Annotated in this window: 27 protein-coding genes; 10 read left to right on the plus strand and 17 right to left on the minus strand. The window is 61.5% G+C overall.

The features are described 5' to 3' along the window. Nucleotides 1–10 precede the first annotated feature (10 nt). From L0U80_RS16540 to phnG, 15 genes are all read right to left on the minus strand, one after another. Nucleotides 11–778 carry an ABC transporter substrate-binding protein gene (locus L0U80_RS16540; RefSeq protein ID WP_233866838.1) on the minus strand — a complete coding sequence of 256 codons (768 nt, stop codon included), beginning with the start codon at nt 776–778 and terminating at the stop codon, nt 11–13. 791 nt (nt 779–1,569) lie between these two features. Continuing rightward, on the minus strand, nt 1,570–1,947 hold the full coding sequence (locus tag L0U80_RS16545) for a DUF1493 family protein (protein WP_233866841.1): 378 nt from the start codon (nt 1,945–1,947) through the stop codon (nt 1,570–1,572). Between the two features lie 41 nt (nt 1,948–1,988). Beyond that, nucleotides 1,989–2,225, minus strand: coding sequence for an STM2901 family protein (locus L0U80_RS31975; protein ID WP_505879814.1), 237 nt, complete (start codon nt 2,223–2,225; stop codon nt 1,989–1,991). Between the two features lie 31 nt (nt 2,226–2,256). After that, a protein-coding gene (locus L0U80_RS16550; protein ID WP_373322092.1) for an IS3 family transposase occupies nt 2,257–3,392 on the minus strand; the annotation gives its coding sequence in 2 pieces (ribosomal slippage) (nt 2,257–3,137 and nt 3,137–3,392; 1,137 coding nt in all). 33 nt (nt 3,393–3,425) lie between these two features. Continuing rightward, entirely contained in the window at nt 3,426–3,866 is a 441-nt protein-coding gene (locus L0U80_RS16555; RefSeq protein ID WP_233866844.1) for an STM2901 family protein, read from the minus strand. A gap of 191 nt (nt 3,867–4,057) precedes the next feature. After that, entirely contained in the window at nt 4,058–4,624 is a 567-nt protein-coding gene (locus L0U80_RS16560) for a hypothetical protein (protein ID WP_233866847.1), read from the minus strand. After that, on the minus strand, nt 4,621–5,271 hold the full coding sequence (locus L0U80_RS16565) for a hypothetical protein (RefSeq protein WP_233866850.1): 651 nt from the start codon (nt 5,269–5,271) through the stop codon (nt 4,621–4,623). Before L0U80_RS16565 ends, L0U80_RS16560 begins: the two co-directional genes overlap by 4 nt. A 2-nt stretch (nt 5,272–5,273) precedes the next feature. Beyond that, nucleotides 5,274–5,747, minus strand: coding sequence for an Hcp family type VI secretion system effector (locus tag L0U80_RS16570; protein WP_233866853.1), 474 nt, complete (start codon nt 5,745–5,747; stop codon nt 5,274–5,276). A 391-nt stretch (nt 5,748–6,138) separates the two neighbouring features. Continuing rightward, nucleotides 6,139–7,272 carry an alpha-D-ribose 1-methylphosphonate 5-triphosphate diphosphatase gene (locus L0U80_RS16575; RefSeq protein WP_233866856.1) on the minus strand — a complete coding sequence of 378 codons (1,134 nt, stop codon included), beginning with the start codon at nt 7,270–7,272 and terminating at the stop codon, nt 6,139–6,141. 46 nt (nt 7,273–7,318) lie between these two features. Continuing rightward, nucleotides 7,319–8,113 carry a phosphonate C-P lyase system protein PhnL gene (phnL, locus tag L0U80_RS16580; protein WP_233871365.1) on the minus strand — a complete coding sequence of 265 codons (795 nt, stop codon included), beginning with the start codon at nt 8,111–8,113 and terminating at the stop codon, nt 7,319–7,321. Between the two features lie 19 nt (nt 8,114–8,132). Then, complete coding sequence (gene phnK / locus L0U80_RS16585; RefSeq protein WP_233866866.1) at nt 8,133–8,903, minus strand: phosphonate C-P lyase system protein PhnK; 771 nt, start codon at nt 8,901–8,903, stop codon at nt 8,133–8,135. After that, nucleotides 8,900–9,841: an alpha-D-ribose 1-methylphosphonate 5-phosphate C-P-lyase PhnJ gene (locus tag L0U80_RS16590; RefSeq protein ID WP_233866869.1), complete on the minus strand. Its 942-nt coding sequence runs from the start codon at nt 9,839–9,841 to the stop codon at nt 8,900–8,902. Before L0U80_RS16590 ends, phnK begins: the two co-directional genes overlap by 4 nt. A gap of 43 nt (nt 9,842–9,884) precedes the next feature. Next, entirely contained in the window at nt 9,885–10,997 is a 1,113-nt protein-coding gene (locus L0U80_RS16595) for a carbon-phosphorus lyase complex subunit (protein ID WP_233866871.1), read from the minus strand. Then, on the minus strand, nt 10,997–11,641 hold the full coding sequence (gene phnH, locus L0U80_RS16600) for a phosphonate C-P lyase system protein PhnH (RefSeq protein ID WP_233866874.1): 645 nt from the start codon (nt 11,639–11,641) through the stop codon (nt 10,997–10,999). The genes L0U80_RS16595 and phnH overlap by 1 nt, the downstream gene beginning before the upstream one ends. Beyond that, a complete protein-coding gene (phnG, locus tag L0U80_RS16605; RefSeq protein ID WP_233866889.1) occupies nt 11,641–12,120 on the minus strand; it encodes a phosphonate C-P lyase system protein PhnG in 480 nt (159 codons plus the stop codon). Before phnG ends, phnH begins: the two co-directional genes overlap by 1 nt. Nucleotides 12,121–12,309: 189 nt before the next feature. On the opposite strand from phnG, the gene phnF reads away from it, so the two are divergent. The 4 genes from phnF (at nt 12,310) to L0U80_RS16625 (ending at nt 15,368) form a co-directional block, all read left to right on the plus strand. Then, on the plus strand, nt 12,310–13,068 hold the full coding sequence (phnF, locus tag L0U80_RS16610) for a phosphonate metabolism transcriptional regulator PhnF (RefSeq protein WP_233866892.1): 759 nt from the start codon (nt 12,310–12,312) through the stop codon (nt 13,066–13,068). Next, nucleotides 13,065–13,796, plus strand: a complete 732-nt coding sequence (locus L0U80_RS16615; protein WP_233866895.1) for a DUF1045 domain-containing protein — start codon at nt 13,065–13,067, stop codon at nt 13,794–13,796. The genes phnF and L0U80_RS16615 overlap by 4 nt, the downstream gene beginning before the upstream one ends. Continuing rightward, nucleotides 13,793–14,347, plus strand: coding sequence for a phosphonate metabolism protein/1,5-bisphosphokinase (PRPP-forming) PhnN (gene phnN / locus L0U80_RS16620; protein ID WP_233866898.1), 555 nt, complete (start codon nt 13,793–13,795; stop codon nt 14,345–14,347). The genes L0U80_RS16615 and phnN overlap by 4 nt, the downstream gene beginning before the upstream one ends. Before the next feature lie 127 nt (nt 14,348–14,474). Further along, the gene (locus L0U80_RS16625) at nt 14,475–15,368 is read left to right on the plus strand and encodes a LysR family transcriptional regulator (protein WP_233866901.1); all 894 of its coding nucleotides are present in this window, start codon (nt 14,475–14,477) and stop codon (nt 15,366–15,368) included. 102 nt (nt 15,369–15,470) lie between these two features. Here the strand turns inward: L0U80_RS16625 and L0U80_RS16630 are convergent, their stop codons facing one another. After that, entirely contained in the window at nt 15,471–16,295 is an 825-nt protein-coding gene (locus tag L0U80_RS16630) for an IclR family transcriptional regulator (protein WP_233866904.1), read from the minus strand. 260 nt (nt 16,296–16,555) lie between these two features. On the opposite strand from L0U80_RS16630, the gene otnI reads away from it, so the two are divergent. From otnI to L0U80_RS16660, 6 genes are all read left to right on the plus strand, one after another. Next, a complete protein-coding gene (gene otnI, locus L0U80_RS16635) occupies nt 16,556–17,344 on the plus strand; it encodes a 2-oxo-tetronate isomerase (RefSeq protein WP_233866907.1) in 789 nt (262 codons plus the stop codon). A gap of 487 nt (nt 17,345–17,831) precedes the next feature. Next, nucleotides 17,832–18,734 carry a ubiquinol oxidase subunit II gene (cyoA, locus tag L0U80_RS16640; protein WP_233866909.1) on the plus strand — a complete coding sequence of 301 codons (903 nt, stop codon included), beginning with the start codon at nt 17,832–17,834 and terminating at the stop codon, nt 18,732–18,734. 3 nt (nt 18,735–18,737) lie between these two features. Then, nucleotides 18,738–20,741 (plus strand): cytochrome o ubiquinol oxidase subunit I, encoded by a 2,004-nt coding sequence (gene cyoB / locus L0U80_RS16645; protein ID WP_233866912.1) that lies wholly within the window; start codon nt 18,738–18,740, stop codon nt 20,739–20,741. Then, nucleotides 20,741–21,352: a cytochrome o ubiquinol oxidase subunit III gene (gene cyoC / locus L0U80_RS16650; RefSeq protein ID WP_233866915.1), complete on the plus strand. Its 612-nt coding sequence runs from the start codon at nt 20,741–20,743 to the stop codon at nt 21,350–21,352. The genes cyoB and cyoC overlap by 1 nt, the downstream gene beginning before the upstream one ends. After that, nucleotides 21,353–21,670 carry a cytochrome o ubiquinol oxidase subunit IV gene (cyoD, locus tag L0U80_RS16655; RefSeq protein ID WP_233866918.1) on the plus strand — a complete coding sequence of 106 codons (318 nt, stop codon included), beginning with the start codon at nt 21,353–21,355 and terminating at the stop codon, nt 21,668–21,670. A gap of 464 nt (nt 21,671–22,134) precedes the next feature. After that, on the plus strand, nt 22,135–22,689 hold the full coding sequence (locus L0U80_RS16660; protein WP_233866921.1) for a hypothetical protein: 555 nt from the start codon (nt 22,135–22,137) through the stop codon (nt 22,687–22,689). Nucleotides 22,690–23,015: 326 nt separating this feature from the next. Here L0U80_RS16660 and gabD read toward each other — a convergent pair whose 3' ends face one another. Continuing rightward, nucleotides 23,016–24,467, minus strand: coding sequence for an NADP-dependent succinate-semialdehyde dehydrogenase (gene gabD / locus L0U80_RS16665; protein ID WP_233866924.1), 1,452 nt, complete (start codon nt 24,465–24,467; stop codon nt 23,016–23,018). Nucleotides 24,468–24,498: the final 31 nt, after the last annotated feature.

The following is a 24,498-nucleotide window of genomic DNA, read 5'->3' on the forward strand; positions in this document are numbered from 1 at the left end:
AAAAGCGCAATTAGCTGCCGTACACGTCGAAGTCGAAGTACTTGGCAGCAATCTTCTTATACGTACCGTCCTTGATCATGTCTGCGATGGCCTTGTCGATCTTCGCCTTCAGGTCCGTGTCTTCCTTGCGCAGACCGATAGCAGCAGCACCCGTCGGGATTTCTGCGCCAGCGAATGCGAAGCCCTTGCCGCGCGGCGTCTTCAGGAAGCCCAGGTCGGCTTGCACTTCGTCTTGCAGCGCAGCGTCCAGACGGCCCGACAGCAGGTCGGCGTAGACCTGGTCCTGGTTCTGGTAGGGAACGACGTTCACGCCCTTCGGTGCCCAGTTGGTCTTGGCGTACGTTTCCTGGATCGTGCCTTGCTCGACGCCAACCGACTTGCCCTTGAGCGCGTCAGCCGTCGGCTTCAGGGTCGAACCGGTCTTCGCGACCAGGCGCGTCGGCGTGTTGAACAGCTTGGCCGAGAAGGCGATCTGTTGTTCGCGCTCCGGCGTGATCGTCATCGACGACAGAGCGCCGTCGAACTTCTTGGCCTTCAGGCCCGGGATCATGCCGTCGAAATCCTGCTCGACCCACACGCACTTCGCGTTCAGGCGCTTGCAGATTTCGTTGCCGAGGTCGATGTCGAAGCCGATCAGCTTGCCATCCGGTGCTTTGGATTCAAAAGGCGCGTAGCTGGCGTCGACGCCAAAGCGCACGGTGGTCCAGTCTTTCGCGTGGGCGGCACCGGCCGATACGGCCAGCAGGGCAACCGACAGGGCGGCAAGCAGTTTCTTCACTCTGTGTACTCCTCGAGATGGTCATGGAGCGCCGCGTGCGTCATGGACGCCGCAGTGCATTTGTCCGGTGCGGATCGAGCCGGAGCTTTCGTTGGGTCCGCTGGCGCTACCGCCAACGGCGCGCGCCAAGATTACCCGGTCAAAATAAAAGCGTCGCTAGTGTAATACGAGATGCTGCAGGAGGGCGCACTCTAACGAATGATCTGAAAACGGGTGCTATGGCCCCAAAGCCGCGCTGGGTAAGGGGTTCGAGGCGGATGTGGGTCATGTATCGGGGCGTTCGCGAGACGCGTCGCGCGATGCTTCGCCGCAACACAAGGGGACATGTTCTGCCCCGTAGAAAGCAGGTGTATGGCAAATGAAATAAAAACGATGGAGTGTTGTCGGCTTCTCAATCCGTAGGTCGAGTGTTCGAGTCACTCATGCCCCCACCGATGAATTCAAGCACGTGGCCCATTCTTAGCCGGATGGGTTTTTTGCTTTCTGCGGTCGTGTAGGCACTGTATATAGGCAAATTCGGTCAACGCCCGATGCGGCCCCACGGCCTGGTCCCCAAGTTTCGACGACATGTTGGCCAAAGTGATGGGCAGGGCTGCACTGCTATGCCCGCGATCTTGCAGAGCGGGCGCTTGCGCATACGGTCGCGAACAAGGTTGAAGCGGCCTATCACCGAACTGATCTCCTTGAAGCTCGTGCCGCGATGATGGACGCGTGGTCACGGCACGTTATTTCGCTCGATTGGCAATCGCATGCAGACAACGATAGGCCAGCATTCGCGCGGGCCGTTTCGATCATTCCTTCGATGAAGAGCTATCCGGCTCCTTTAAGCGCTCGCTGTCCCACTTACCAAGCTCAATAGCGCGCTGGAGAATTCCCACTGTCAATGGCATCCGCGTGTACTCCGTATTGGCTTTGCGGAATATCAGCCGTGCAAAGGCGGAAAACGGATTGAACACACCTTCACCCTCGAAATATTGGATGCAATTGAAGTCCGCTGGCTCGACATCAAATTTCTTAAAAAATGCCTCCATAAAAATGATCGAATCGTCACCAGTTACACCCAGGTCATCCTCCACACTGGTTTCTGTCGTTATCGGATATTTCACTGGATACAATGTTCTCTTTCGGATGAATTCTATGAGCTCATCCGGAATGGGCAGCCTTTCCATTTTCAGCTTGACCCTTCTATTTCGTTGAAGAATTGCATAATTCAACCCAGGGTGCCTACTGTCATATCATTAATTTGGTCTTCCGGTTTAACCAATCTGTTATATCGCATAGTTGCTTTCACATTAATAACGATGGCATCGTATACACCAATAAGCCAGCCTAAATATGGAATTTTCCTCCCGATGAACCCACCGAGATTGGTTGTCCATCTAACCCTGAGGGTTGACAGCGTTCTTCCTGTAAGGGTAGAGGTGGCCTCACTCGTTCGGACAGTCATCTGAGATTTTTAAGTGGAACGTCCGAGGCAATCATGCTGCCGATTTGATCGCAGGCAGCGTCGCGAAGTATGCCTCATCCGGGGTCTGATCCGCCAGGCTCGAATGGGGCCGTTTCCGGTTGTACAGCTCGACGTATTCGCCGATGGAGCGCCGGGCATGGCTGACCGACTCGTACGCTTTCAGGTAGACCTCTTCGTACTTGATGCTGCGCCACACCCGTTCGACGAACACGTTGTCGCGCCAGGCCCCTTTGCCGTCCATCGACAGCCGCACGCCCCGGCTCAGCACCGCCTCGGTGAACGCGCCCGCCGTGAACTGGCTACCCTGATCGGTGTTCACGATGTCGGGCAGTCCGTAGCGGGCGAACGCCTCTTCCAGCGCCTCGACGGCGTGCGTGGCTTCCAGCGTGATGGCGACCCGGTACGCGAGAATCTTGCGGCTCGCCCAGTCCACCACTGCCGTCAGGTACACGAAGCCGCGCGCCATCGGAATGTACGTCGTGTCGAGGGCGAACACCTGATTGGCACGCTCGATCTTCATGCCGCGCAGCAGGTACGGCCAGATCTTGTGCTGCGCGTTGCGGCGGCTCGTGTTCGGCTTGCAGTACAGCGCCTCGACGCCCATGCGCTTCATCAGCGTGCGTACGCGACGGCGACCCACCTCATGGCCTTCCCGGCGCAACAGGCGCGCCAGCATCCGCGCCCCTGCAAATGGGAACTCCATGTGCAGTTCGTCGATTCGCCGCATCAGCAACTGATCGACCTCGCTGACCGGCTGCGCCCGGTAATATGCGCTCGATCTCGCGATGCCAACCAGTCGCGTCTGTCGCGAAACCGGCAGCGCATGCGTACAGTCAATCATCGCTTTGCGCTCAGCAGTCCGGCTTTGCCGAGCGCTCCTGACAAAAAATCGTTCTCCAGCGTCAACTGCCCGATCTTCGCGTGCAGCGTTTTCACGTCCACCGGCGGATCGCTCGACGGTGCACCTGTCGCACCAAACACGTCTGCCGCACGCTCCTGCAACTGCCGCTTCCATTCCGTGATCTGGTTCGGATGTACATCAAACTGCTGTGCCAGTTCGGCCAGCGTGCGCTCACCTTTGACCGCTGCCAGTGCCACTTTCGCTTTGAACGCCGCTGAGTGCGTCCGTCGGGTTCTCTTCGTCATTTCCTCGGTTCCTTTGCCAGCATTATCGCTGGCTCAGGCCCCGGCCAAACCACTTATCCGACTGTCCGAATTTGCGCGGCCACCTCTGGTTGGCATTCTGAAGGGCATATCAATATCCAATAATGCCCTGAAAATTGTTGATGCAACGGAAGTACCTTGAATGGCGTATTTAACCTTGGCTCTCGTAGATATGTTGGGGCGACCAAGGAGAAAGAATATCACGCCATATACATCCTGCACGCCTAGTTGTTTCATCGTCTCTTCAACCATCAGGCAAAAATATAATTCCTGAATAGTAAGATCCTGGTCGACGTATTTATAGAGGTTAATATTTTGTATGGACGCATTATGCGATGCTTCGCCGCAACACAGGGGAACGTGTTTTGCCCCGAAGAAAGCGGATGTATGGCAAATGAAATCAAAGCGGCGGCGTGTTGTCGGCTTCTTGCTCCGTGGGTCGAATGTTCGAGTCACTCACGCCACACCAATAAATTCCAGCACGTAGCCCAGCCCTAACCGGCTGTGCTTTTTGCTTTCTGCCCCCATGTAGGCGCTGTCTAGATAAATTCAGCGCAAAGGCGCGGTGTAGTCTCACGGCACTGCCTGCCTTAAGTCCATGGTTCGTGCACCCGAGCAAGTAGAATGCCCCGCCGAAGCGGCGCTTATCAGAAGCCGAATCGATGTCGCAATCTGCTCCACAGTCCTTCAACCTGTTGATTGCCCGTCTGAACATGGAGACCGTCCAGGCGAATCTGAGCCAGGGTGTTATCGTTCGCCACTCCGATCGCCAAGGTCGGGGCTATTGCGTACCAAGTTGAAATCTCGCCCCACGAAAGATAGAACGTGCCGCGAATCGGTTCATAGAACTCCGTTGGCTCTCCAGTGTAAGCACGTCCGTTTTCATCGAATTCCGCATCAATATGAGCGGTCGCGGGTACGGCTTCCTCAAAGCCGCGCTCCCCTCGAATCCATCGATTCGGGTTGGTATAGATAGACCAATCCACAATTCGCTTCTGTGGATCAAGCGCCATCGAAAAAAAACCACCGGTCAGAATATAGCTTTGCTCTATGATGTTGAATTGCCGATCCAGTTTCTCACTGAGAGTAGGCACCCTTGGCGGGTTCACGTCAATGTATCTGATATTGCACATTATGGAATGACCGTATGCATCCCATGTAGTTTCTGCGATAGCATCAATATGCTCTCCAATACGAACGGCGATGTTCTTCATTTTATAGGGCTATATTGGAAATGATAAATTATATAATCTTTTTCTTTAACGAGAACTTCGAGAATATATTTCTTGCCCACTTGATATCTCCCCAAACGAGTCACCGCAATTTTGTACATAAAAAACCCTGGTGTCCCTCTAGGATCAGGAGTGCGCTTACCATACTTTATGGCAAGTCGAAGAATATGAACTGGTACGAACCGGCCTGGCTCTTTCATGTGTGCGAGGGGTTCAGCGGCAAATCGTAACGGCTGCTGCATGAGCGCGTAATAACGCGCGCGCAGCCCGTACAACGTCGTTCGCTCAAGCGACGCTCCTACACCCTTCACACCCCACTCAGTCAAACCACGAAGCCCGCTCCGCCAGATTCCACCTACCATGAAGACAACATCAAGCGGATCAAAAAGCGGGGTTTCCAGTGGTCTTTCACTTACCGAAATGTCGCCGCCCAGAGAGTACGTTCGAAATACTCCAGCATCCTCTTTTTGATATCCAATGATGCAATCCAAGTCTGTATCGTAGACAGGTTTTGCATCAATCGGCACGCCTGGCGGACGAAGATCGAACAACCCTGCGCCTTTGGGCTTTAGGTGCACGTCCCATTCAAAAGACGGCTTATCCGCCGTATATGTCATCGGAGTAGACATATTTAGCTCGTCGTATTCGCCTTGATATCAATGATCGCGGTAATCGCGCCTTGGCTTCCACCAAACGCGTTTTGCACCAGGTACTCCTGTTTCATTCGTGAAAACGACAAAGCGACATGCTCCAGTGCCGAGCCGCTACCCGCAACGGGTTCAACGTGGGAAACAATCACGTCGTACATGGTGATTTTGAAATATTCGAGCGGCACAGTCCCGGCCTTGCGCATGGTAAGTACAGCTTTGGGTATATGCTGACCGCGAAAACAGTAGCCTGCGAGATTCGGGGTCGCCCGATCTATCGCATGAATAAAACGCAAATCCGACACTGAAGCCTTTGCGGCTCCGCCTCCCGAGCCGGAGTGCATACTGGAACGCTGCGTAACCGTCCAATTCCAGTTGCGTACTTCGATTTCGTTGGGATGCGTTGCATCCTGCGATTCACCATCAATGCCGTCGATCTTGATAAAAATGTCGTCCATCTTTGTATTTCAATCTGATTTGGGGATATTCAGCGTACCTCGCATTGGAGAGTGCAATTGAAAAAAATGGTCAAGATTATGAGCGCCCGAAATGCGCTCATTTATCGCACCGGCTTCAATCGGGTGACGACTGCAGCGCGTTTTCCCAGACTTACATTGCGCATATTGCAGGCGCTTCTTTGCGCGGGAATTCAGCGCCCTAGCCACGTGAATTCGCGTTTGGGGGCGTTCAGTTAACGTAATTGGGCCCGCAAATGCTGTGTATGGGCGCATTGCTAGCGGATAAAACCGTATTCGCGCGTGATCAGCGCGATCTATTTTACTTTTTATGGATCTTTACAAGGCCTCGCGGCCCGGCGGTCACGCCGTCGCCGCGAGGCGCGCTCGCCGCTCAGACCACCCGCTTGCCCGCCCGGTAGGTCGCGCGCGGCACCGGCAGCGTGTCGAGCATCGTGACGCGGACGAAGTCGGCGCGCAGTCCCGGCACGATCGCGCCGCGGTCGGTCAGCCCGGATTTGTGGGCCGGCTCCCACGAGACGGTCGTCATCGCGCGCGGCAGGGTCCAGCCGGCCTTGGTCACGAGGTCGAACGCTGCCGTGAGGAGGCTCGACGGCACGTAATCCGACGACAGGATGTCGAGCAGATCCGCCTGCGCCATTTCCAGCGCCGACACGTTGCCCGAGTGCGAGCCGCCGCGCACCACGTTCGGCGCGCCCATGATCGTCGCGATGCCGCGTTTTTTTGCTTCCGTCGCGGCGGCGCGCGTGGTCGGGAATTCGGCGAGCACGATGCCTTCGGCGGCGGCCTGCTCGACGTGCTCGATCAGTGTGTCGTCGTGGCTCGCGAGCGGGATGCCGCGTGCCTGGCAACGTTCGACGATCTGGCGCCGGTGTTCGTCGGCGAAACGCTGCTGTTCGTCGGCGAGTTCGGCGAGCGTCGTTGCGGCTTGCTCGTCGGTCCACTTGCCGTGACGCTCCTGGTATTTGCGCCATTGCTCGCGGTCGTGCCACTGACGCTGGCCCGGTGTGTGGTCCATCACCGAGGCGAGGCGCAGTAGCGGGTGCTCGCTCAGCGTGTCGAAAAGTTCGACGACGTCCTGGGTCGCGATTTCGCAGCGCAGGTGCAGGAAGTGGTCGGCGCGCAGGAGGTCGCGATCGGAAAAGCGCGAGAGCGCATTCGCACACGCGAGCTGGACTTCGCGGCCGCGCACGCCCACGTTCAGGCGCGTGCCGATGGCGAGCGCATCGAACACCGTCGTGATGCCCGCCGCGGCGATTTGCGCGTCGTGGATCACGAATGCGGCGTCGGTGTTCCAGTGCACGCCGGGGCGCGGCGCGAGGTGCTTTTCCAGGTTGTCGGTGTGCAGTTCGACGAGGCCGGGCAGCAGATAGTCGCCGTGCCAGTCTTCAGCGTCGAGGGCCGAGGTCGTGCCGCGCGAAAGCTCGCGGATCTGGCCGTCCTCGACACGCATCGTGCCGGTGAAAACCTCTTCGCGCGTCACGATGCGCGCGTTTTTGATCAACATCGTCAGGCTCCGTAATCAGGTCAGGTCGTTATTGCCGGTGGCAGTTTCAGGCGGCAACGCCCAGTGGTGTTTGTGTGCGCGGTGCGACGAGCGGCAGGCGCCGCGTCGCGACTCGCTCGCGCGTGTCTTCGTCGTGGAATACGCCGACGATCGCAGCCCCTTGCTCGCGCGCCTCGACGATCAGGCTCGATACGACTTCGCGGTTTTCCGCGTCGAGCGAGGCCGTCGGCTCGTCCAGCAGCAGTACGCGATGCCGGGCGATCAGTCCGCGCGCGATGTTCACGCGTTGCTGTTCGCCGCCGGAAAACGTCGCGGGTGCAAGCGACCAGAGTCGCTGCGGCACGTTCAGTCGCGCGAGCAGCGTTTCGGCGCGTGCGTGCGCTTCGTCCTCGGCGACACCGCGCGCAACGAGTGGCGCGGCGACGAGGTCACGCGTCGTCACGCGCGGAATCACGCGCAGAAACTGGCTCACGTAGCCCACAACGTTGCGGCGCAGGCGCAGCACATCGTGGGGCGCTGCACCCGTGATTTCGAGGTGTTGAAGCGGGGCGTTGTCGTCCCGGATCGCGATCGAGCCGCCGCTTGCCAGATAGTTGCCGTAGAGGCAGCGCAGCAGCGTACTCTTGCCCGCGCCCGACGGCCCCACGAGCACGACGCATTCGCCGCGCTCGACGTCGAGCGAGACGCCCGCGAGCGCCTCGATGCCGATAGCGCCCTGGCCGTGCAGCGTGAAGGTCTTGCGCACGTTTTCGGCGCGCAGCATCAGCGCGGCGCGTTCGACGAACGCGCGCGTCGCGTGCTTTGCGGCGTGAGTGGCACCGGCGTTGGCGGTGGAATTCATGTCGGTCATGTCGATCATCCTAGACCGGCAGCACGGAGGCCACCAGTGTCTGCGTGTAGGGATGCTGGGGGTCGTCGAGCACCTGGTCGGTGAGGCCCGATTCGACGACCGTGCCGCCCTGCATCACCATGAGCCGGTGCGCGAGCAGTCGCGCGACGCCAATGTCGTGCGTGACGATCAGCACGGAGAGATGCAGCGTCGTGGTGAGCGTGCGCAGCAGGTCGAGCAGGCGCGCCTGGACCGAAACGTCGAGGCCGGCGGTGGGCTCGTCCATGAACACGAGGCGCGGTCCTGTGACGAGATTGCGCGCGATCTGCAGACGCTGCTGCATGCCGCCCGAAAAAGCCGAAGGCAATTCGTCGATGCGCTGGGCGTCCAGTTCGACGCGCTGCATCCACTGTTGTGCAGTGTGGCGAATCTGGCCGTAGTGACGCGCGCCGACTGCCATCAGCGGCTCGCCGATGTTCGCGCCCGCCGAGACGCCCGCACGCAGCCCGTCACGCGGATTCTGCTGCACGAAGCCCCATTCGGTGCGCATGAGCAGGCGGCGGCGCGGCTCGGAGAGCGCGCGCAAATCGAGCGCTTCGCCGTTGGCGTTCATGTAGCTCAGCTCGCCTGAATCGGCTTCGGTGCGCAGCGCAAGCGTGTTGAGCAGCGTGGTCTTGCCCGAACCCGATTCGCCGACGATGCACAGCACCTCGCCCGGATACAGGTCGAAGCTCACATCGCGGCAGCCGTTGCGGCCGCCGTATTGCTTCGTCAGATGACGGGCGCTCAAGAGGGGCGTCATGCGTGTTCTCCGTTTTGCTGTGGCTGTGCGGCGTCATCGGTGTCGTCTGTGTTGTCGATGTTGTTGCGACGCTCGTGGCAATAGTCGCTATCCGAGCACACGAACATGCGCTTGCCCGAGTCGTCGACGATCATTTCATCGAGGAAGGTCTCGCGCGAGCCGCACAGCGCGCACGCGTGTTCCCAGCGCTGCACTTCGAACGGATGGTCGTCGAAGTCGAGGCTCTTCACCGGCGTGTACGGCGGAATCGCGTAGATGCGGCGCTCGCGGCCCGCACCGAACAGTTGCAGCGCCGCGTTCATGTCGAGCTTCGGATTGTCGAACTTCGGGATCGGCGAGGGCGCCGTGAGGTAGCGGCCGTTCACCGTCACGGGGTAATCGTAGGTCGTCGCGATGCTGCCGTGCTGCACGATGTCCTCGTAGAGCTTCACGCTGATGAGGCCGTAATCGGCGAGCGCGTGCAGCTTCTTGCACTCGGCGACGCGCGGTTCGAGGCGAAAGAGCGGCTCGGGCATCGGCACCTGGTAGACGAGGATCTGGTCTTCCGTGAGCGGCGTTTCGGGAATGCGGTGACGCGTCTGTACGATCGTCGCTTCGCGCGTGCGGCGCGTCGTCTTCACGCCCGTCGTGCGTGCGAAGAAGCGGCGGATGTTCACGGCGTTCGTCGTATCGTCGGAGCCCTGGTCGATGACCTTGAGCGTGTCGTCGGCGCCGATGATCGCCGCCGTCACCTGGATGCCGCCCGTGCCCCAGCCGTAGGGCAGCGGCATTTCGCGCGACGCGAACGGAACCTGGTAGCCGGGCACCGCGACGGCCTTCAGCAGCGCACGGCGGATCATGCGCTTCGTCTGCTCGTCGAGGTAGGCGAAGTTGTAGCCGTCGGCGGCCTGCGTCTCGTGGGACGCGATGGCGGTGGAGAGGTTGTCTGGCGCGTTCATTCGGCCTCCCGCCGGGCAGCGAACGAACGTGAGCGTGGGTAGTTCATTTTTCCTCCTCGTTCTGCTGGCCCTCTACCCGATGCTGCGCACGCAAGCGGCGCACGAGTTCGAGTTCGGACTGGAAATCGACGTAATGCGGCAGTTTCAGGTGCTGCACGAAACCGGACGCTTCCACGTTGTCGCTGTGCGAAAGCATGAATTCGATGTCCTGAGTCGGCGAGGCGAGCGTTTCGCCGAGTTCCTCGGCACGCAGTGCGCGATCGACGAGCGCCATCGCCATCGCCTTGCGCTCGGCATGGCCGAACGCGAGGCCGTAACCTTGCGTGAAAACCGGCGGCACATCTTTACTGCCGGCGAACTGGTTGACCATCTGGCATTCGGTCAGCTCGATTTCGCCGATTTCGACGGTCTCTCCGAGTTCGTCCAGCATCATTTCTACGGATACCGAACCAAACCGGATTTCGCCTGCAAACGGATGCGAGTGCGCGTAGCCGCGCTGCGTCGCATAGCCCATTGCGAGCAGGAAGCCTTCGTCGCCGCGAGCGAGGTTCTGCAGGCGGATCGGACGGTCTGCCGGGAACGCGAGCGGTTCGCGCGAGAGGTCGCCTGGTTCCAGCGTTTCAGGCGAGGGCGTTTCCTGTTCGATCAGACCTTCTTTGTCGAGCAGGGTAACGACACGCGGCATGGATTCACCAGCTGCACGCTCAGGCATGCTCGCTTGCGTGTCTTCACCGGACGTGTCGCCGTTTTCGGCGAGCAGCGCGAAATCCAGCAGACGCTGCGTGTAGTCGTAAGTCGCGCCCAGCACCTGACCGCCCGGCACGTCCTTGAACGTGGCCGAGATCCGGCGCTCTACCTGCATGTTTTCCGTTTCGACGGGCTCCGTGTAGCCGAAACGCGGCAGCGTCGTGCGATACGCGCGCAGCAGAAAGATCGCTTCGACCAGATCGCCTGCGGCCTGCTTGATCGCGAGCGCGGCGAGTTCCTCGTCGTAGACCGAGCCTTCGGCCATCACGCGCGCGACGGCGAGGCGCAACTGCTCGCGGATCTGCGCGACGCTCAGCTCGGGCACGCGCGTGTCGCCCCGACGTGCCTTGTCGAGCAGACGCCACGATGCTTCGATCGCACGCTCTCCACCTTTGACGGCGACGTACATCAGTTCATCTCCACGTAAGTCGTACGCGGCAGGCCGACCAACTGGTCGCCGCAGACGAGATAGAAGTCGATGCCGCACGGAAACTGCGCGGCGAGCGCAGCGCGTTCTTGCCAGAAACGCTCGGGCAGACCCGCGGGCGCGATGGTGTGCGCATCTTCGATGCCGGGGCCGCGCAGCGTGATGCTCGCGCCGCCCGTGAGCGAGTCGACGCGCACGAACACCGTGGCCGATTGCTCAGGCGATTCGGGCGTGCCGCTTGCGAGCGTTTCGAGCGGCGGCAGCGAAGCGGCGTCGTGGACATAGGCGAACGCGGCTTGCGCTGGGACGTCGGTAAGCGGCGCGCCTGCGTGAAAGCGCAGCGCGGCGGCCAGCGCCGCGTCGGGTTGCGCGAGCCACACAGGCGTTGCGTAGTCGCACAGCGCGAGCAGCGAAGCGAACGCCGCGAGACCCGCGCGTTCGACAGCATGTACGGCGTCGGCGGCGGGCAGCCTGGTTTCGATCACGCCGATGCGGCCCGGACGCGCGAGCGCATCAAGCAGCGTGCGGAATACCGCTTGTGTGTCGTGAACGGGATCGGCGAAGCCGGGCGCGAGCGTGTCGAGCGCGATGCCCGCGGCATTGGATGTCTGTCGTGAGTGGCTCATTAGTCACCTCGAACCATGGTGAAGAACTCGACTTTCGTGCTGGCGGCATCGTCGCGTCGAGCGTTGCGGCGTGCTTCGAGGCGTGCGGCCAGCGGTGCGATGAGTTGCGCGTGCAACTGGGCGTGGCGCTCTGGCTGCTGCAGGAGAGCGTCGACGAGCGCGGCGAGTTCAGCGCGGCGCTTGTCGCGTCCCAGGTGGCAAGCGACGCCGACCGTGCCGCCGTTCGCTGCGGAAAGACGCAGCGTGGCCCGCGTGAGCGTGGCTTCACCGAGATTGAAGGCGTCGCCGGTGCCGCCGATCCGGCCTCGCACCATTGCAAGGCCCGTTTGCGGTGGGCGCAGCCAGTCGAAGGCGGGCGCGGCGGCGCCATCGAGCGCGGTCGCGAGCGCGGCTTCCAGCTCGGAGCGCGGCGTGCGCGCGAGTACCGCCATCCATGCGCGCCGCGAGGCGGCCGGGGGCGTAGTGGGGGAAACGTTCATCAGGGTTCCTGTGGCGAAAGCGGGATGACGAGGCGAACGTCGGCATTGAAGCATCTATTCGTCTAAACGTCTAGACGTCTGGTGATACAGTTGTCGGAAGGCGACGAAGGAAACGTTTTCATATTTCCATCATGCCGCGCGAACTACAATGCGGAAAACGCTATTGAAACCGAGAGGAATGACAGCACCATGACATCCAGTGACGACGCGACGCGCGGTGCGTCGCTCGAGCGCGGCGCGGGCGTGGCGGTGTGGCGGCAGATCGAACAGATCCTTGCGGCCGAAATCGCGGCGAAAGGCTTTGGCGATGATGGACGCCTGCCGAGCGAAGGAGAGTTGGCCAAACGCTTCGATGTGAACCGCCACACGGTGCGGCGCGCGATGCTGGGCCTCGCGGCGCTCGGGCTCGTGAGCGTCGAGCAGGGGCGCGGCACGTTCGTGCAACCCGGCGCGATCGACTACACGATCGGCAAGCGCACGCGTTTCACCGAAAACCTCCAGCGGCACCAGCATTCGGCGGCGGGCAAGCTGCTCGCTTCGTCGCGCGTGAAGGCAGATCCCGCTGTCGCGAAGGCGCTTGGTATTCGCGCGGGCGCACTCGTCTACCGGCTCGAAACGTTGCACGAGTCGGATGGCGTGCCGCTCACGTATGCCCGCAGCTGGTATCCGGCCGCGCGGTTTGCCGATCTGCCCACGGTGATGGAGCGCGTGGAAAGCTCATCGAAGGCGCTCGCTGAATTCGGCGTGCGCGACTATCTGCGCAAGTGGAGCCGCATCGGCAGCGTGCTGCCCGAACCCGAAGTGGCGCGGCGGCTGAATATCAACCGGCAGCAGCCGGTGCTGTGGGTCGAGAACGTCGACGTCGATATGGACGGCGTGCCGATCAAATACGGTGTCACGCATTTTGCGGCGGACCGCGTGCAATTGATGGTGGAACACGACGTATGACCGCCGCTCACGAAAACTGGAATGGGCAGTCGCGCTTTGCGATCTACTATGCGCCGCCGCGCGAATCGGCGTGGTGGCGGGCGGGCTGTGCATGGCTCGGTCGCGATCCCGAAACCGATGAAACGTTGAGCGCGCCACAGCCTGATGGCCTTTCGCGTGCGCTCACTGATATAACGATCGCGCCGCGTCGCTACGGCTGGCACGGCACGCTAGTGCCGCCGTTTCGTCTCGCGCCTGGTGTGACGCCCGAAGCGCTCTACGCCGCCGCGAGGCAGTGGGCCGCAACGCGCGCGCGTTTTGCAGTGGCTGTGGAGGCCGCGACGCTCGGCAGCTTTGTCGCGCTGCGTCCCGCCGACGATGATGGCGAAGCCGCTCTGCGCGAACTCGCCGCCGACGCGTTGCGCACGCTCGCGCCCTTGCGCGCCGCGCAGACGAGCGCCGAACTCGCGCGCCGCCTGGACGCGCCGCTCACGGCGCAACAGCGCGCTCACGTCGAGGAATGGGGCTACCCCTATGTGTTCGACGAATTCCGCTTCCACATGACGCTCTCCGATTCGCTCGACGACGCGCAGGCACGCGAAGCGCTGGTCGCGGCATGGAATGCGCAGATGCGCGACGCAGGGACGTTGCCAGTGGACGGCGTTGCGCTCTTCGTCGAGCCACAGCCGGACGCGCCGTTTGTGCTGTGGCGTCGCGCGGCGTTTCTGAGTGAGGAGCGGCACGCATGAAAGCGCGATTGATCTATGTGATGGGACCGTCGGGGGCGGGCAAGGACTCGTTGCTCGGCTTCGCGCGAACTCGCCTCGCGACGGACGGCATCGTGTTCGCGCATCGCTACATCACGCGTCCCGAAGGCGCCGGCGAGAACCACATCGCGCTCACCGACGACGAGTTCGAACTGCGTTCGCGTCACGGTCTCTTTGCCATGCAGTGGCACAGCCATGCGATGCGCTACGGTGTCGGCGTGGAAATCGACCAGTGGCTCGCGCTCGGCTGCACGGTGGTCGTGAACGGCTCGCGCGCGTACGCCAATCAAGCGCTCGCGCGCTATCCGCAGATGATGTTCGTCCACGTCGAGGCCGCGCCTTTGGTGCTCGCAGCGCGTCTCGCGTCGCGCGGACGCGAAACGGCCGAGCAGATTGCCGCGCGCCTTGCGCGCCAGGCGCGGTTCGAGGCCCCGGCGGGCGCGAGCGTCGTGCATATCGACAACTCGGGGCGCCTCGCGGACGCGGGCAATGCGTTCGTCGACGTCGTGCATCGCGTGGCGGCCGGGGGCTGAGCGCACTGCAGACGCGCCAGTAAGCTGGAAGGGCGCGCGAAAGGAGCGCGAAGGCCGCGCGGATTTTCCTCGCGCGCTGCATCCGTGAGAACATGGACGCGCCCCGCGAACTCATACGAGAGAGCCATTGGACCGCTTCCAGCAGATGCAGATTTTCACGCGGATCGTCGAGCGCCACAGCTTCACGAAGGCGGCCGAGGACCTGAACCTGCCGCGTGCGACTGTCACGAACTCGATCAAGAGTCTTGAAACGCGACTGAACGTGCGACTCCTCGAGCGCACGACGCGCCACGTGAAGCCGACGGCCGAGGGCGACGCCTACTACAGGCACTGCGTGCGCCTGCTCGCCGACGTCGAAGAAACCGAGGGAGCGTTTAGCGAGACCGAACCGCAAGGGCGTCTTCGCGTGAACATGCAGGGCACGCTTGCCCGGTACTTCGTCGTGCCGCGGTTGCCGGAATTTCTGGCGCGCTACCCGCGCGTCGAACTGTTCCTCGGCTCGGGCGACCAGTACGTCGACCTGGTGCGCGAAGGGGTCGACTGTGTGCTGCGCGCGGGCGAACTGTCCGATTCGTCGATGATCGCAAGACGCGTCGCGCTGCTGGAGCAGGTGACGTGCGCGAGCCCGGCATATCTCGAACGCCGCGGTGAACCGGATTCGATCGACGCGCTTGCCGAGGGGCACGAGGCGGTCAATTACCTTTCGCCCGCGACCGGGCGCGCGCACCCGCTGGAATTCACGACGCCTCAGGGCGTGCGCAACGTGACGCTGCCTGGCCCCGTGGCGGTAAATGGCGCGGAGTTGTATACCGCCGCGGCGATCGCAGGACTCGGGATGGTGCAGGTGCCGCGCTACCGGGTTCACGAACAACTGGCGAACGGAGAACTGTGCGTCGTGCTGCCCGCGCACCCGCCGCCGCAGATGCCCATTTCGGTGCTTTATCCGCAGAACCGGCAGTTGTCGCTGCGCGTTCGAACGTTCGCGGACTGGCTCGTGCAGTTGTTTGCGGACGTGTCGTGATGGCGTGGTGAGGGCCGTGGGCGCGGGCCAGACGATTGGCGCGCGCTGCCGCCATGCTGTGCCCGCCGTGTTCCAGAGGCCGCCACGTGCGGCCAGTCGCGCTCAGGTGCGCAGCGCAACCATACTGGAGACGCGCTGGGCAGCTTGCTGAAGCGGTCCGAGGAACGTCTTGACCATCTGCTTCGCCGACGTGCGCTGCGCATTCCCGCTAATGTTCATCGCCGCGATCACGCGGCCTTGGCGGTTCCGGATCGGCGCGGAGATCGAGATCAGGCCGCCTTCCAGTTCCTGATCGACGATGGCCCAGCCCTGCGAGCCCACCTGCGCGATGATTTTCTTCAGCTTGTCTATGTCGGTGACGGTGTTCGGCGTGTGCGCGCGGAGCGGCGTGGCACTGAGCGTGGCGTCGAGCGTTTCCTCGTCGAGGGCGGAGAGCAGCACGCGCCCCATCGATGTGCAGTAGGCGGGTAGCCGGCTGCCGATCGAGAGGTTGATCGTCATGATCTTGTGCGTCGGCACGCGCAGGACATAGACGATTTCGGTGCGGTCGAGCACGGCCGCGGAGCAACTCTCGTGCACCTCGGCCGACAGTTCCTCCATGACGGGCTCGGCGAGATTCCAGAACGGCATCGACGTGAGGTAGGCGAAGCCGAGGTCGAGGATCTTCGGTGTCAGGCGGAAGAGCCGGCCTTCGGCTTCGACATAACCGAGCGTCTGGAGCGTAAGCAGGATGCGGCGAGCGCCGGCACGGGTCAGGCCGGTGGCGGTGGCGACGTCGGTGAGCGTCTGTGCGGGACTGTCGGCGTTGAACGCCCGGATGACCGAAAGCCCGCGCGCGAACGACTGCACGTAGGAATCGCCCGGTTTGTCGGGGATCTCTGCTGGCTCGGCGAAACGGTCGGGCGAGGCGCTGGATGCGGAGGTCATGGGCGACGGAAAGGGCCGACGGGGGCCTTATAAACCGTACACAATAACGCAAGCATCCTGTTTCGCCAACCTGCGGCCAGGCTTGCGTGGGGGCGGGCTGGGGAAGTCCCCGGCGCATGTCCGGGAAGTGCCTCCGGCGCGCCGCGACGGCCTGCGCGGACTGCAGTGCACGGTACGCGCGGCGCGCGCGAGGCGCTATGCTACTCGCCTTGCCGCGCCGGCGCCGGCGCATACGAACCGACTGAAAGGAGACCACGACCATGCCCCGCTTTGCGGCCAATCTGACGATGATGTACAACGAGCACGCCTTTCCCGACCGCATCGCGGCGGCGGCGCGCGACGGCTTCGCGGCGGCCGAGTGCCTGTTCCCCTACGACCTCGCTGCCGATGACCTGAAGTCTCGCCTCGATTCGAGCGGCATCGAACTGGTGCTCTTCAACGCGCCGCCCGGCGACTGGGCCGCCGGCGAACGCGGGATAGCTTCGTTGCCGGGCCGCGAGGACGAATTCCGCCGCGGCGTCGATCGGGCGCTCGACTACGCCCGCGTGGTGGGAACCCGCCGCGTGCATGTGATGGCGGGGCTGCGCGACGCGGCGACGCCGCTCGAGGCGCAGCGCGAGCTTTACCTGCGCAACCTGGCCTGGGCGACTGAGCAGGCGCGGTCCGACGGCATCACGATCCTGATCGAGCCGATCAACACGCGCGACATGCCCGGCTATCTGCTGAACCGCCAGGACGACGCGCAGGCGATCCGCACCGAACTCAACGCGACGAACCTGCGAGTGCAGTTCGACTGCTACCACTGCCAGATCGTCGAGGGCGACCTGGCGATGAAGCTGCGTCGCGACATCGCCGGGATCGGCCACGTTCAGATCGCGGGCGTTCCCGAGCGTCACGAGCCGGACACCGGCGAGGTGAACTATCCGTACCTGTTCGCGTTACTCGACGAACTCGGCTACGCGGGATGGATCGGCTGCGAATACCGTCCGCGTAAAGAGACGTCGGCGGGACTGGGTTGGCTGCAGCCCTGGTTGCCGCGTCGCGCGTGATATCAGTACAAAAAGACGCCGGGTGAAATTTATCCGGCGTCTTTTTTGATATAAGGCAAATTCAATAATTCTGAAATTATTGACGCGTGTTTTTGGGATTCGGTATTAGTCACATACGCCCAGTTTTTCCGCTATTTCAGCCGGCCATTCAAACGAACTCGCAAAATGTGAGATAACGGGCCGCTGAAATTTCCTGCTTCTGGCGCGGCAAATCGTCCGCTCGCGCCCAGTCCTGGCCGTCCTTCCTCGCTCCGTCGCACCGTGCCCTCCGGGCCTCGAAAGCACGTTGAAAGTTAATTGCGTCGTTCCGTCGCAGTTGCCCTTCTGACACCCGAGGCAACCGGGATTGTTTAGCAAAGATCAAATTTAGCGTTTGACTCCTTACGTAGAATTGCGCCGAATGCGACACGGGTGCATTTTGCGTCGCTTTTTGAGACGCAAATGTGGTTGAGCGTTTAAAAGGTGTTTAACGGAAAAACGTGCAAATATGACAAACAGAAAAGCCTTAAAAAGGTGGCTCATCCCCCTCGGCAGCGGGCTGACCGTATTACTTTCAGGCTGTAGCGGCAACTTTGCGCTGCTCGACCCGAAGGGCAGCATCGGAGTTGCCGAAAAGTCGCTGATCACCACTGCAACAGTGACCATGCTGGCGGTCGTAGTGCCGGTGATCATCCTCACCCTGTGGTTCGCTTACCGGTATCGCGCCTCGAACCGCAACGCCACGTATGCACCGAAGTGGGCCCACTCCACGGCCATCGAAGTGGTGGTCTGGGGCATTCCTGCCGCCATCATCCTTTTCCTCGCCATCCTCACCTGGCGCACCACGCACGAGCTCGATCCGTACCAGCCGATCCAGTCGAACGTGAAGCCCATCAACGTCGAAGTCGTCGCGCTCGACTGGAAGTGGCTCTTCATCTATCCGGACCTCGGCATCGCGTCGGTGAACCAGCTGGCCGTGCCGGTCGGTACGCCCGTGAATTTCCGCATCACGTCGGATTCGGTGATGAACTCGTTCTTCATTCCGCAGCTGGGCACGCAGATCTATGCGATGGCCGGCATGCAGACGCGTCTGCACCTGATCGCCGACCACGCCGGTCAATACGAAGGCATCTCGTCGAACTTCAGCGGCAAGGGTTTCTCGGACATGAAGTTCAACACGCTCGCAACGAGCCAGCAGGACTTCGACGCGTGGGTTCAGAAAGTGAAGGCATCGTCGACGCAGCTCTCGATGGATCAATACGCGACGGTCGCTCAGCCAAGCGAGAAGGCGCCGGTCCAGTACTTCTCGACGGTTGCTCCGAAGCTCTTCAATAACATCATCGCAAAGTACAACAACGGTCACGTCACCGAGTTCAACGACGCGTCGTGCGGTACTAAGGTGAAGGGGTAAAGCATGTTCGGAAATCTTACATTAGAGGCGATTCCGTTCGATCAGCCGATCATCATGGGCGCCACGGTGTTCATGGCGCTGCTCGTGGCCGGTGTGCTCGGTCTCGTGACCGTGATGGGGAAGTGGAAGTACTTGTGGACCGAATGGTTCACGAGCGTCGACCACAAGCGCATCGGCGTGATGTACATGATCGTCGCGGTGCTCATGCTCGTGCGCGGCTTCGCCGACGCTGTGATGATGCGTATCCAGCAGGCCATTGCCTTGAATGGTCCAGGCTATCTTCCGCCGCATCACTTCGACCAGATCTTCACGGCGCACGGCGTCATCATGATCTTCTTCATGGCGATGGCGATCATGGTCGGCCTGTTCAACCTCGTCATACCGCTGCAGATCGGCGCACGCGACGTGGCGTTCCCGTTCCTGAACTCGCTCTCGTTCTGGATGACGGCGATCAGCGCGATCCTGATTAACCTGTCGCTCTTCATCGGCGAATTCGGCCAGGTGGGCTGGCTCGCGTACGCGCCGCTTTCGGAGCTGCAATACAGTCCGGGCGTGGGGGTCGACTACTACATCTGGTCGATTCAGTTGTCCGGCGTTGGCACCTTGCTCACCGCGGTCAACTTCTTCGTCACGATCCTGAAGATGCGCGCCCCGGGCATGACGATGATGAAGATGCCGGTGTTCACGTGGACGGCCCTGTGCTCGAACGTGCTCGTCATGGCGATTTTCCCGATTCTCACGATCGCTCTCGCACTGCTCGGCTTCGACCGCTACATCGGCACGCACTTCTTCACGAATGACGGCGGCGGCAACGCGATGGTCTACCTGAACCTGATCTGGGCATGGGGTCACCCCGAGGTGTACGTCCTCGTGCTGCCCGCGTTCGGTATCTATTCGGAGATCATGGCCACGTTCTGCAAGAAGCCGCTGTTCGGCTACAAGACGATGGTCTACGCGTCGTGCGTCATCATGGTTCTGGCGTTCCTCGTCTGGGCACACCACTTCTTCACGATGGGTGCAGGCGGCGACGTCAATGCGTTCTTCGGCATCATGACGATGATCATCGGCGTCCCGACGGGCGTGAAGATCTTCAACTGGCTGTTCACGATGTACCGCGGCCGTGTGCAGTTCACCGCACCGGTGCTCTGGACGATCGGTTTCATGGTGACGTTCTCGATCGCCGGTATGACCGGCGTGATGCTGGCTATCCCCGGCGCGGACTTCGTGCTGCACAACTCGCTCTTCCTCGTTGCGCACTTCCACAACGCGATTATCGGCGGTGTGGTGTTTGGCTACCTCGCAGGCCTGCAGTACTGGTTCCCGAAGGTTTTCGGCATCAAGCCCAACGAGAAGCTCGCCAAGGCGTCGTTCTGGTGCTGGTTCGTCGGCTTCTGGGTCGCGTTCACGCCGATCTATGTGCTCGGCTTCATGGGTGCAACCCGTCGTCTGAATCACTACGACAACCCGGATTGGCAGCCGTACTTCGTCATCGCAGCGATTGGTGCGGCCATCATTGCCCTTGGCATCGTGTTCCAGGTGCTGCTGTGGGTGATGGCGTTCGTCAACCGCAACAAGGTGGAGTGCAAGGACCTGACGGGCGATCCGTGGGGCGGCCGTACGCTCGAGTGGTCGATCTCGTCGCCGCCGCCGGTCTATAACTTCGCGGTGATCCCGCATGTGCATGAACTCGACGCCTTCGCCCATATGAAGGAAACGGGCCAGGGTCTGGGGCTCCAGACGAAGTACAACGACATCCATATGCCGTCGAACACCGCAGCGGGCTTCCTGATCGGCGTGTTCAGCCTGGTGCTCGGTTTCTCGGGTGTGTGGCACATCACGTGGCTGGCTGTGCTGGCACTCGTCGCCATCGTGGTCACGGTCGCTGCCCGCAGCTTCAGCGACGACGAGGGTTACTACATCCCCGCCGCACGCGTGCGTGAGATTGAAGAAAAGCGTCACCGTGCAGTCGCCGGCGATCGCGAACTTGCCGCAGTGGAGGCCAACTGATGCTGCAGAAAACCAATACGGCGACCCTCGCCGACTTTGAGCACCACGATCACCCGGAGTCGCAGTCTGTTTTCGGCTTCTGGATCTACCTGATGACCGACTGCATTCTGTTCGCGGCGCTGTTCGCGACGTTCGGATGCTTCGTCCATCAGTTCGCGGGTGGCCCCACGGGCAAGGAACTGTTCGATATCCCGGGCGTCGCGCTCGAAACCGGCGTGCTGCTGCTTTCCAGTATCACCTACGGCTTCGCGATGTTGGGCGCGCACCAGCGCAAGTCGGGCACCGTGCTCCTGTGGCTCGCGGTGACTTTCTTGCTCGGCGCGATGTTCCTCACGTTCGAACTGCGTGAGTTCTCGCACCTGATCGCAGAAGGCGCGGGTCCGCAGCGCAGCGCGTTCCTGTCGTCGTTCTTCGTGCTCGTCAGCACGCACGGTCTGCACGTGTTCTTCGGTCTCGTCTGGATGGGTGTGATGATGCTGCAGGTGATCCGCCGCCCGAACCTGGGCGAGAAGGAACTCCGCCGCCTCACGTGCCTGAGCCTCTTCTGGCACTTCCTCGACATCGTGTGGATCTGCGTGTTTACGTTTGTTTATCTCGGGAGCGTGATCTAAATGGCTCATTCTCAGTCACAGGCTCACGGCAGTCTTGGCGGCTACGTCGCGGGCTTTATCCTTGCCGTGGTCCTCACGGCAGCCGCGTTCGGCGTCGTGCTGAACGGCACGTTCTCGTCGAGCAGCGCGCTGATGGTGCTCGGTGTCCTTGCGTTCGTGCAGGTTGTCGTTCACCTCGTGTTCTTCCTGCACCTGAATGGCAAGGGACAGGGCATGAATGTGCTGGCGCTTAGCTACACCGTTCTCGCTGCTGCATTCCTGATCTTCGGCACGATCTGGGTCATGAATAACGTCACGATGTTCATGATGTCGCGTTAAGCGCGAGTGCTGCGTCGCGGTGGTGGGTTGCCGCGATGCTGTCCTGAACGGCCGCACAGACTTTGTGTCTGTGCGGCCGTTTTCTTTTTGGTGCGCCGGTTGGCGTTAGGGGCACTGGTTCGGTATGTCCAACTGGCATCAGTCTTATTTTTGGTTCTTCGCAGATTTCTGGGGAGACCGCTTGCGGACAGGCGGTAGTCGGCCACGTAGAGACGGTGGTGGTTTCGCGCCAAACGACCGAAATCCGTGCGAAAGCGAACGTTCATCCTTCGCAACCATGCGGCACATTGAGGCCGATCGTTCGCCTGCTCAACCGGATCAGATTGCCGTCCCACCACAACGAGGAAAAAATGCGGCCTTTACGATCTTTCGTCACGCCTTTGGGCTTAATCGTCGCGCTTACATTTTGTGCAAGCTGGTCCGCGCGAGCAGAAACCTCTCCGGCGCACAACGCAGGAGGTTTAGTGGGCGCAGTCGCGCCAGTTTTCGATCAGATCGTATATTTTCGCGTACCTGTTAGCTTTGTATCTGTATTCGAAAAAGCGCACGGAGATCGCTACATCCATGAGTGGGTTTTGTCCGGCGAGAGCGCTTCGAACTGGACACAGATGGTCACACTTACGGGCGCACAAAATGTCAGCTCAAGGCACCCCGAGGCCACGCCTAAAGCGTTCGCCAGTGCCATCGCCAGTGGGTTCCAACGTGCGTGCCCGACATCGTTTTCAGCAAAAGGAATCTACGAGGGGCAATTGAACGCGCAAGGCACGTTTATTATGGTCGTCGGTTGCGGTAACACGCCGACTAGTGCCGGACACAGCGAGACAGCCGTTATCGCTGTGGTCAAGGGAGAAAAGGACTTCTATACGTTGCAGTGGGCTCAACGAGCTGACGCAACGCCGACGCCGAAGGACATCGACGTGAGCTTGTGGGCCGGGCGGATAAAAAGCCTCATGCCTTTGAAGCTATGTCCAATCGTAGCTGGAGAGCGGCCACCATATCCAAGTTGTGTTGGAAGTTGAGTGAGCGCTCATTCGTTTTCAGCGTCATTGCCATCGCTTCCGGCGAGCGACAGGTCTAAGTCAAAAAAGAGTCGTTCGCGAAAAGCAGTTGTGCGACCGAGAAGGGTCGAACAGAGCCCTTCCCCGGAAATCTGCGAAGAACCTTTTTGCGGCCAACGACCGCTGTTGCGCCCAGGATCGAAGCCGCAACATGCGCGGCGTGATCAGGTGCCTCTACACCATGCCGCGCGATAAACGTGCCTCCAAATAAAAACGCCGGTGCGCAGCGATAAAACCGCTACGCACCGGCGTTTTGCACAGGGCGCCCCGAGGGCGCCCGCTTTGCTTTACAGCCCGCCCATACACATGTACTTGACGACGACGTAATCGTCCACGCCGTAATGCGAGCCTTCGCGGCCGAGGCCCGACTGCTTCACGCCGCCGAACGGCGCGACTTCGTTCGAGATCAGGCCGGTGTTGATGCCCACCATGCCGTATTCGAGCGCCTCGGCGACGCGCCATACGCGGCCGATGTCGCGGCTATAGAAGTAAGCCGCAAGACCGAACTCGGTATCGTTCGCCATCTTGATCACTTCTTCATCCGACGAGAAGCGGAACAGCGGCGCGAGCGGGCCGAACGTCTCATCGCGCGCGACCTTCATCGCGGGCGTCACGCCCGTGAGGATCGTCGGTTCGAAGAAGCCGTGGCCAAGCGCATGGCGTTTGCCGCCCGTGATGACCTGCGCGCCCTTCGCAAGCGCGTCTTCGATGTGCGATTCCACCTTCAGCACGGCTGCTTCGTTGATGAGCGGACCCTGCGTCACGCCCGCTTCGGTGCCGAGGCCGACCTTCAGCTTCTCGACGGCTTCGCGCAGTTTGGCCGCGAACGTGTCGTACACCTTGTCGTGCACATAGAAGCGGTTCGTGCAGACGCAGGTCTGGCCGCTGTTGCGATACTTCGAGGCGACGGCGCCCGCAACGGCTGCGTCGATGTCGGCGTCCTCGAACACGATAAACGGTGCGTTACCGCCCAGTTCGAGCGAAACCTTCTTGACGGTCGGCGCGCACTGACCCATCAGCAGACGGCCCACCGGCGTCGAGCCCGTGAACGACAGCTTGCGCACGGTCGCGTTGCTCGTCAGTTCGCCGCCGATCGCCTTCGGGTCGCCGGTGATGACGCTGAAGATGCCAGCCGGCACGCCCGCACGCTGCGCGAGCACGGCCATGGCGAGCGCGGAGAACGGCGTGGCTTCAGCCGGCTTCACGACGATCGGGCAGCCTGCGGCCAGCGCCGGGCCGACCTTGCGGGTGATCATCGCGGCCGGGAAATTCCACGGCGTGATCGCCGCGCAGACGCCGACCGGCTCCTTCGTGACGACGAGGCGGCGGTCGTTCGCGACCGTCGGGATCGTGTCGCCGTAGATGCGCTTGCCTTCTTCCGCGAACCATTCGAGGAACGAGGCGGCGTAGCCGATTTCGCCTTTCGCTTCGGCGAGCGGCTTGCCTTGTTCGGTGGTGAGGATCAGCGCGAGGTCGTCGGCGTTTTCCATCATCAGGTCGTGCCACTTGCGCAGGATCGCGCCGCGCTCTTTGGCGGTCTTCGCACGCCAGGCCGGCCAGGCGGCGTTCGCGGCGGCGATCGCGCGTCGCGTTTCCGCCGCGCCCATGCGCGGCACCGTGCCGAGCAGCGCGCCCGTGGCGGGGTTCGTCACGTCGAGCGTGGCACCATCGTCGGCGCCTTGCCATTCTCCGGCGAGGAACGCCTTGTTTTGCAGCAGCGATGCGTCTTTCAGGTTCATGGATGAACTCCGGACAAGCTTCGATTCAATT

It is taken from the genome of Paraburkholderia adhaesiva, from assembly GCF_021390575.1.
Lineage (GTDB): Bacteria > Pseudomonadota > Gammaproteobacteria > Burkholderiales > Burkholderiaceae > Paraburkholderia > Paraburkholderia adhaesiva.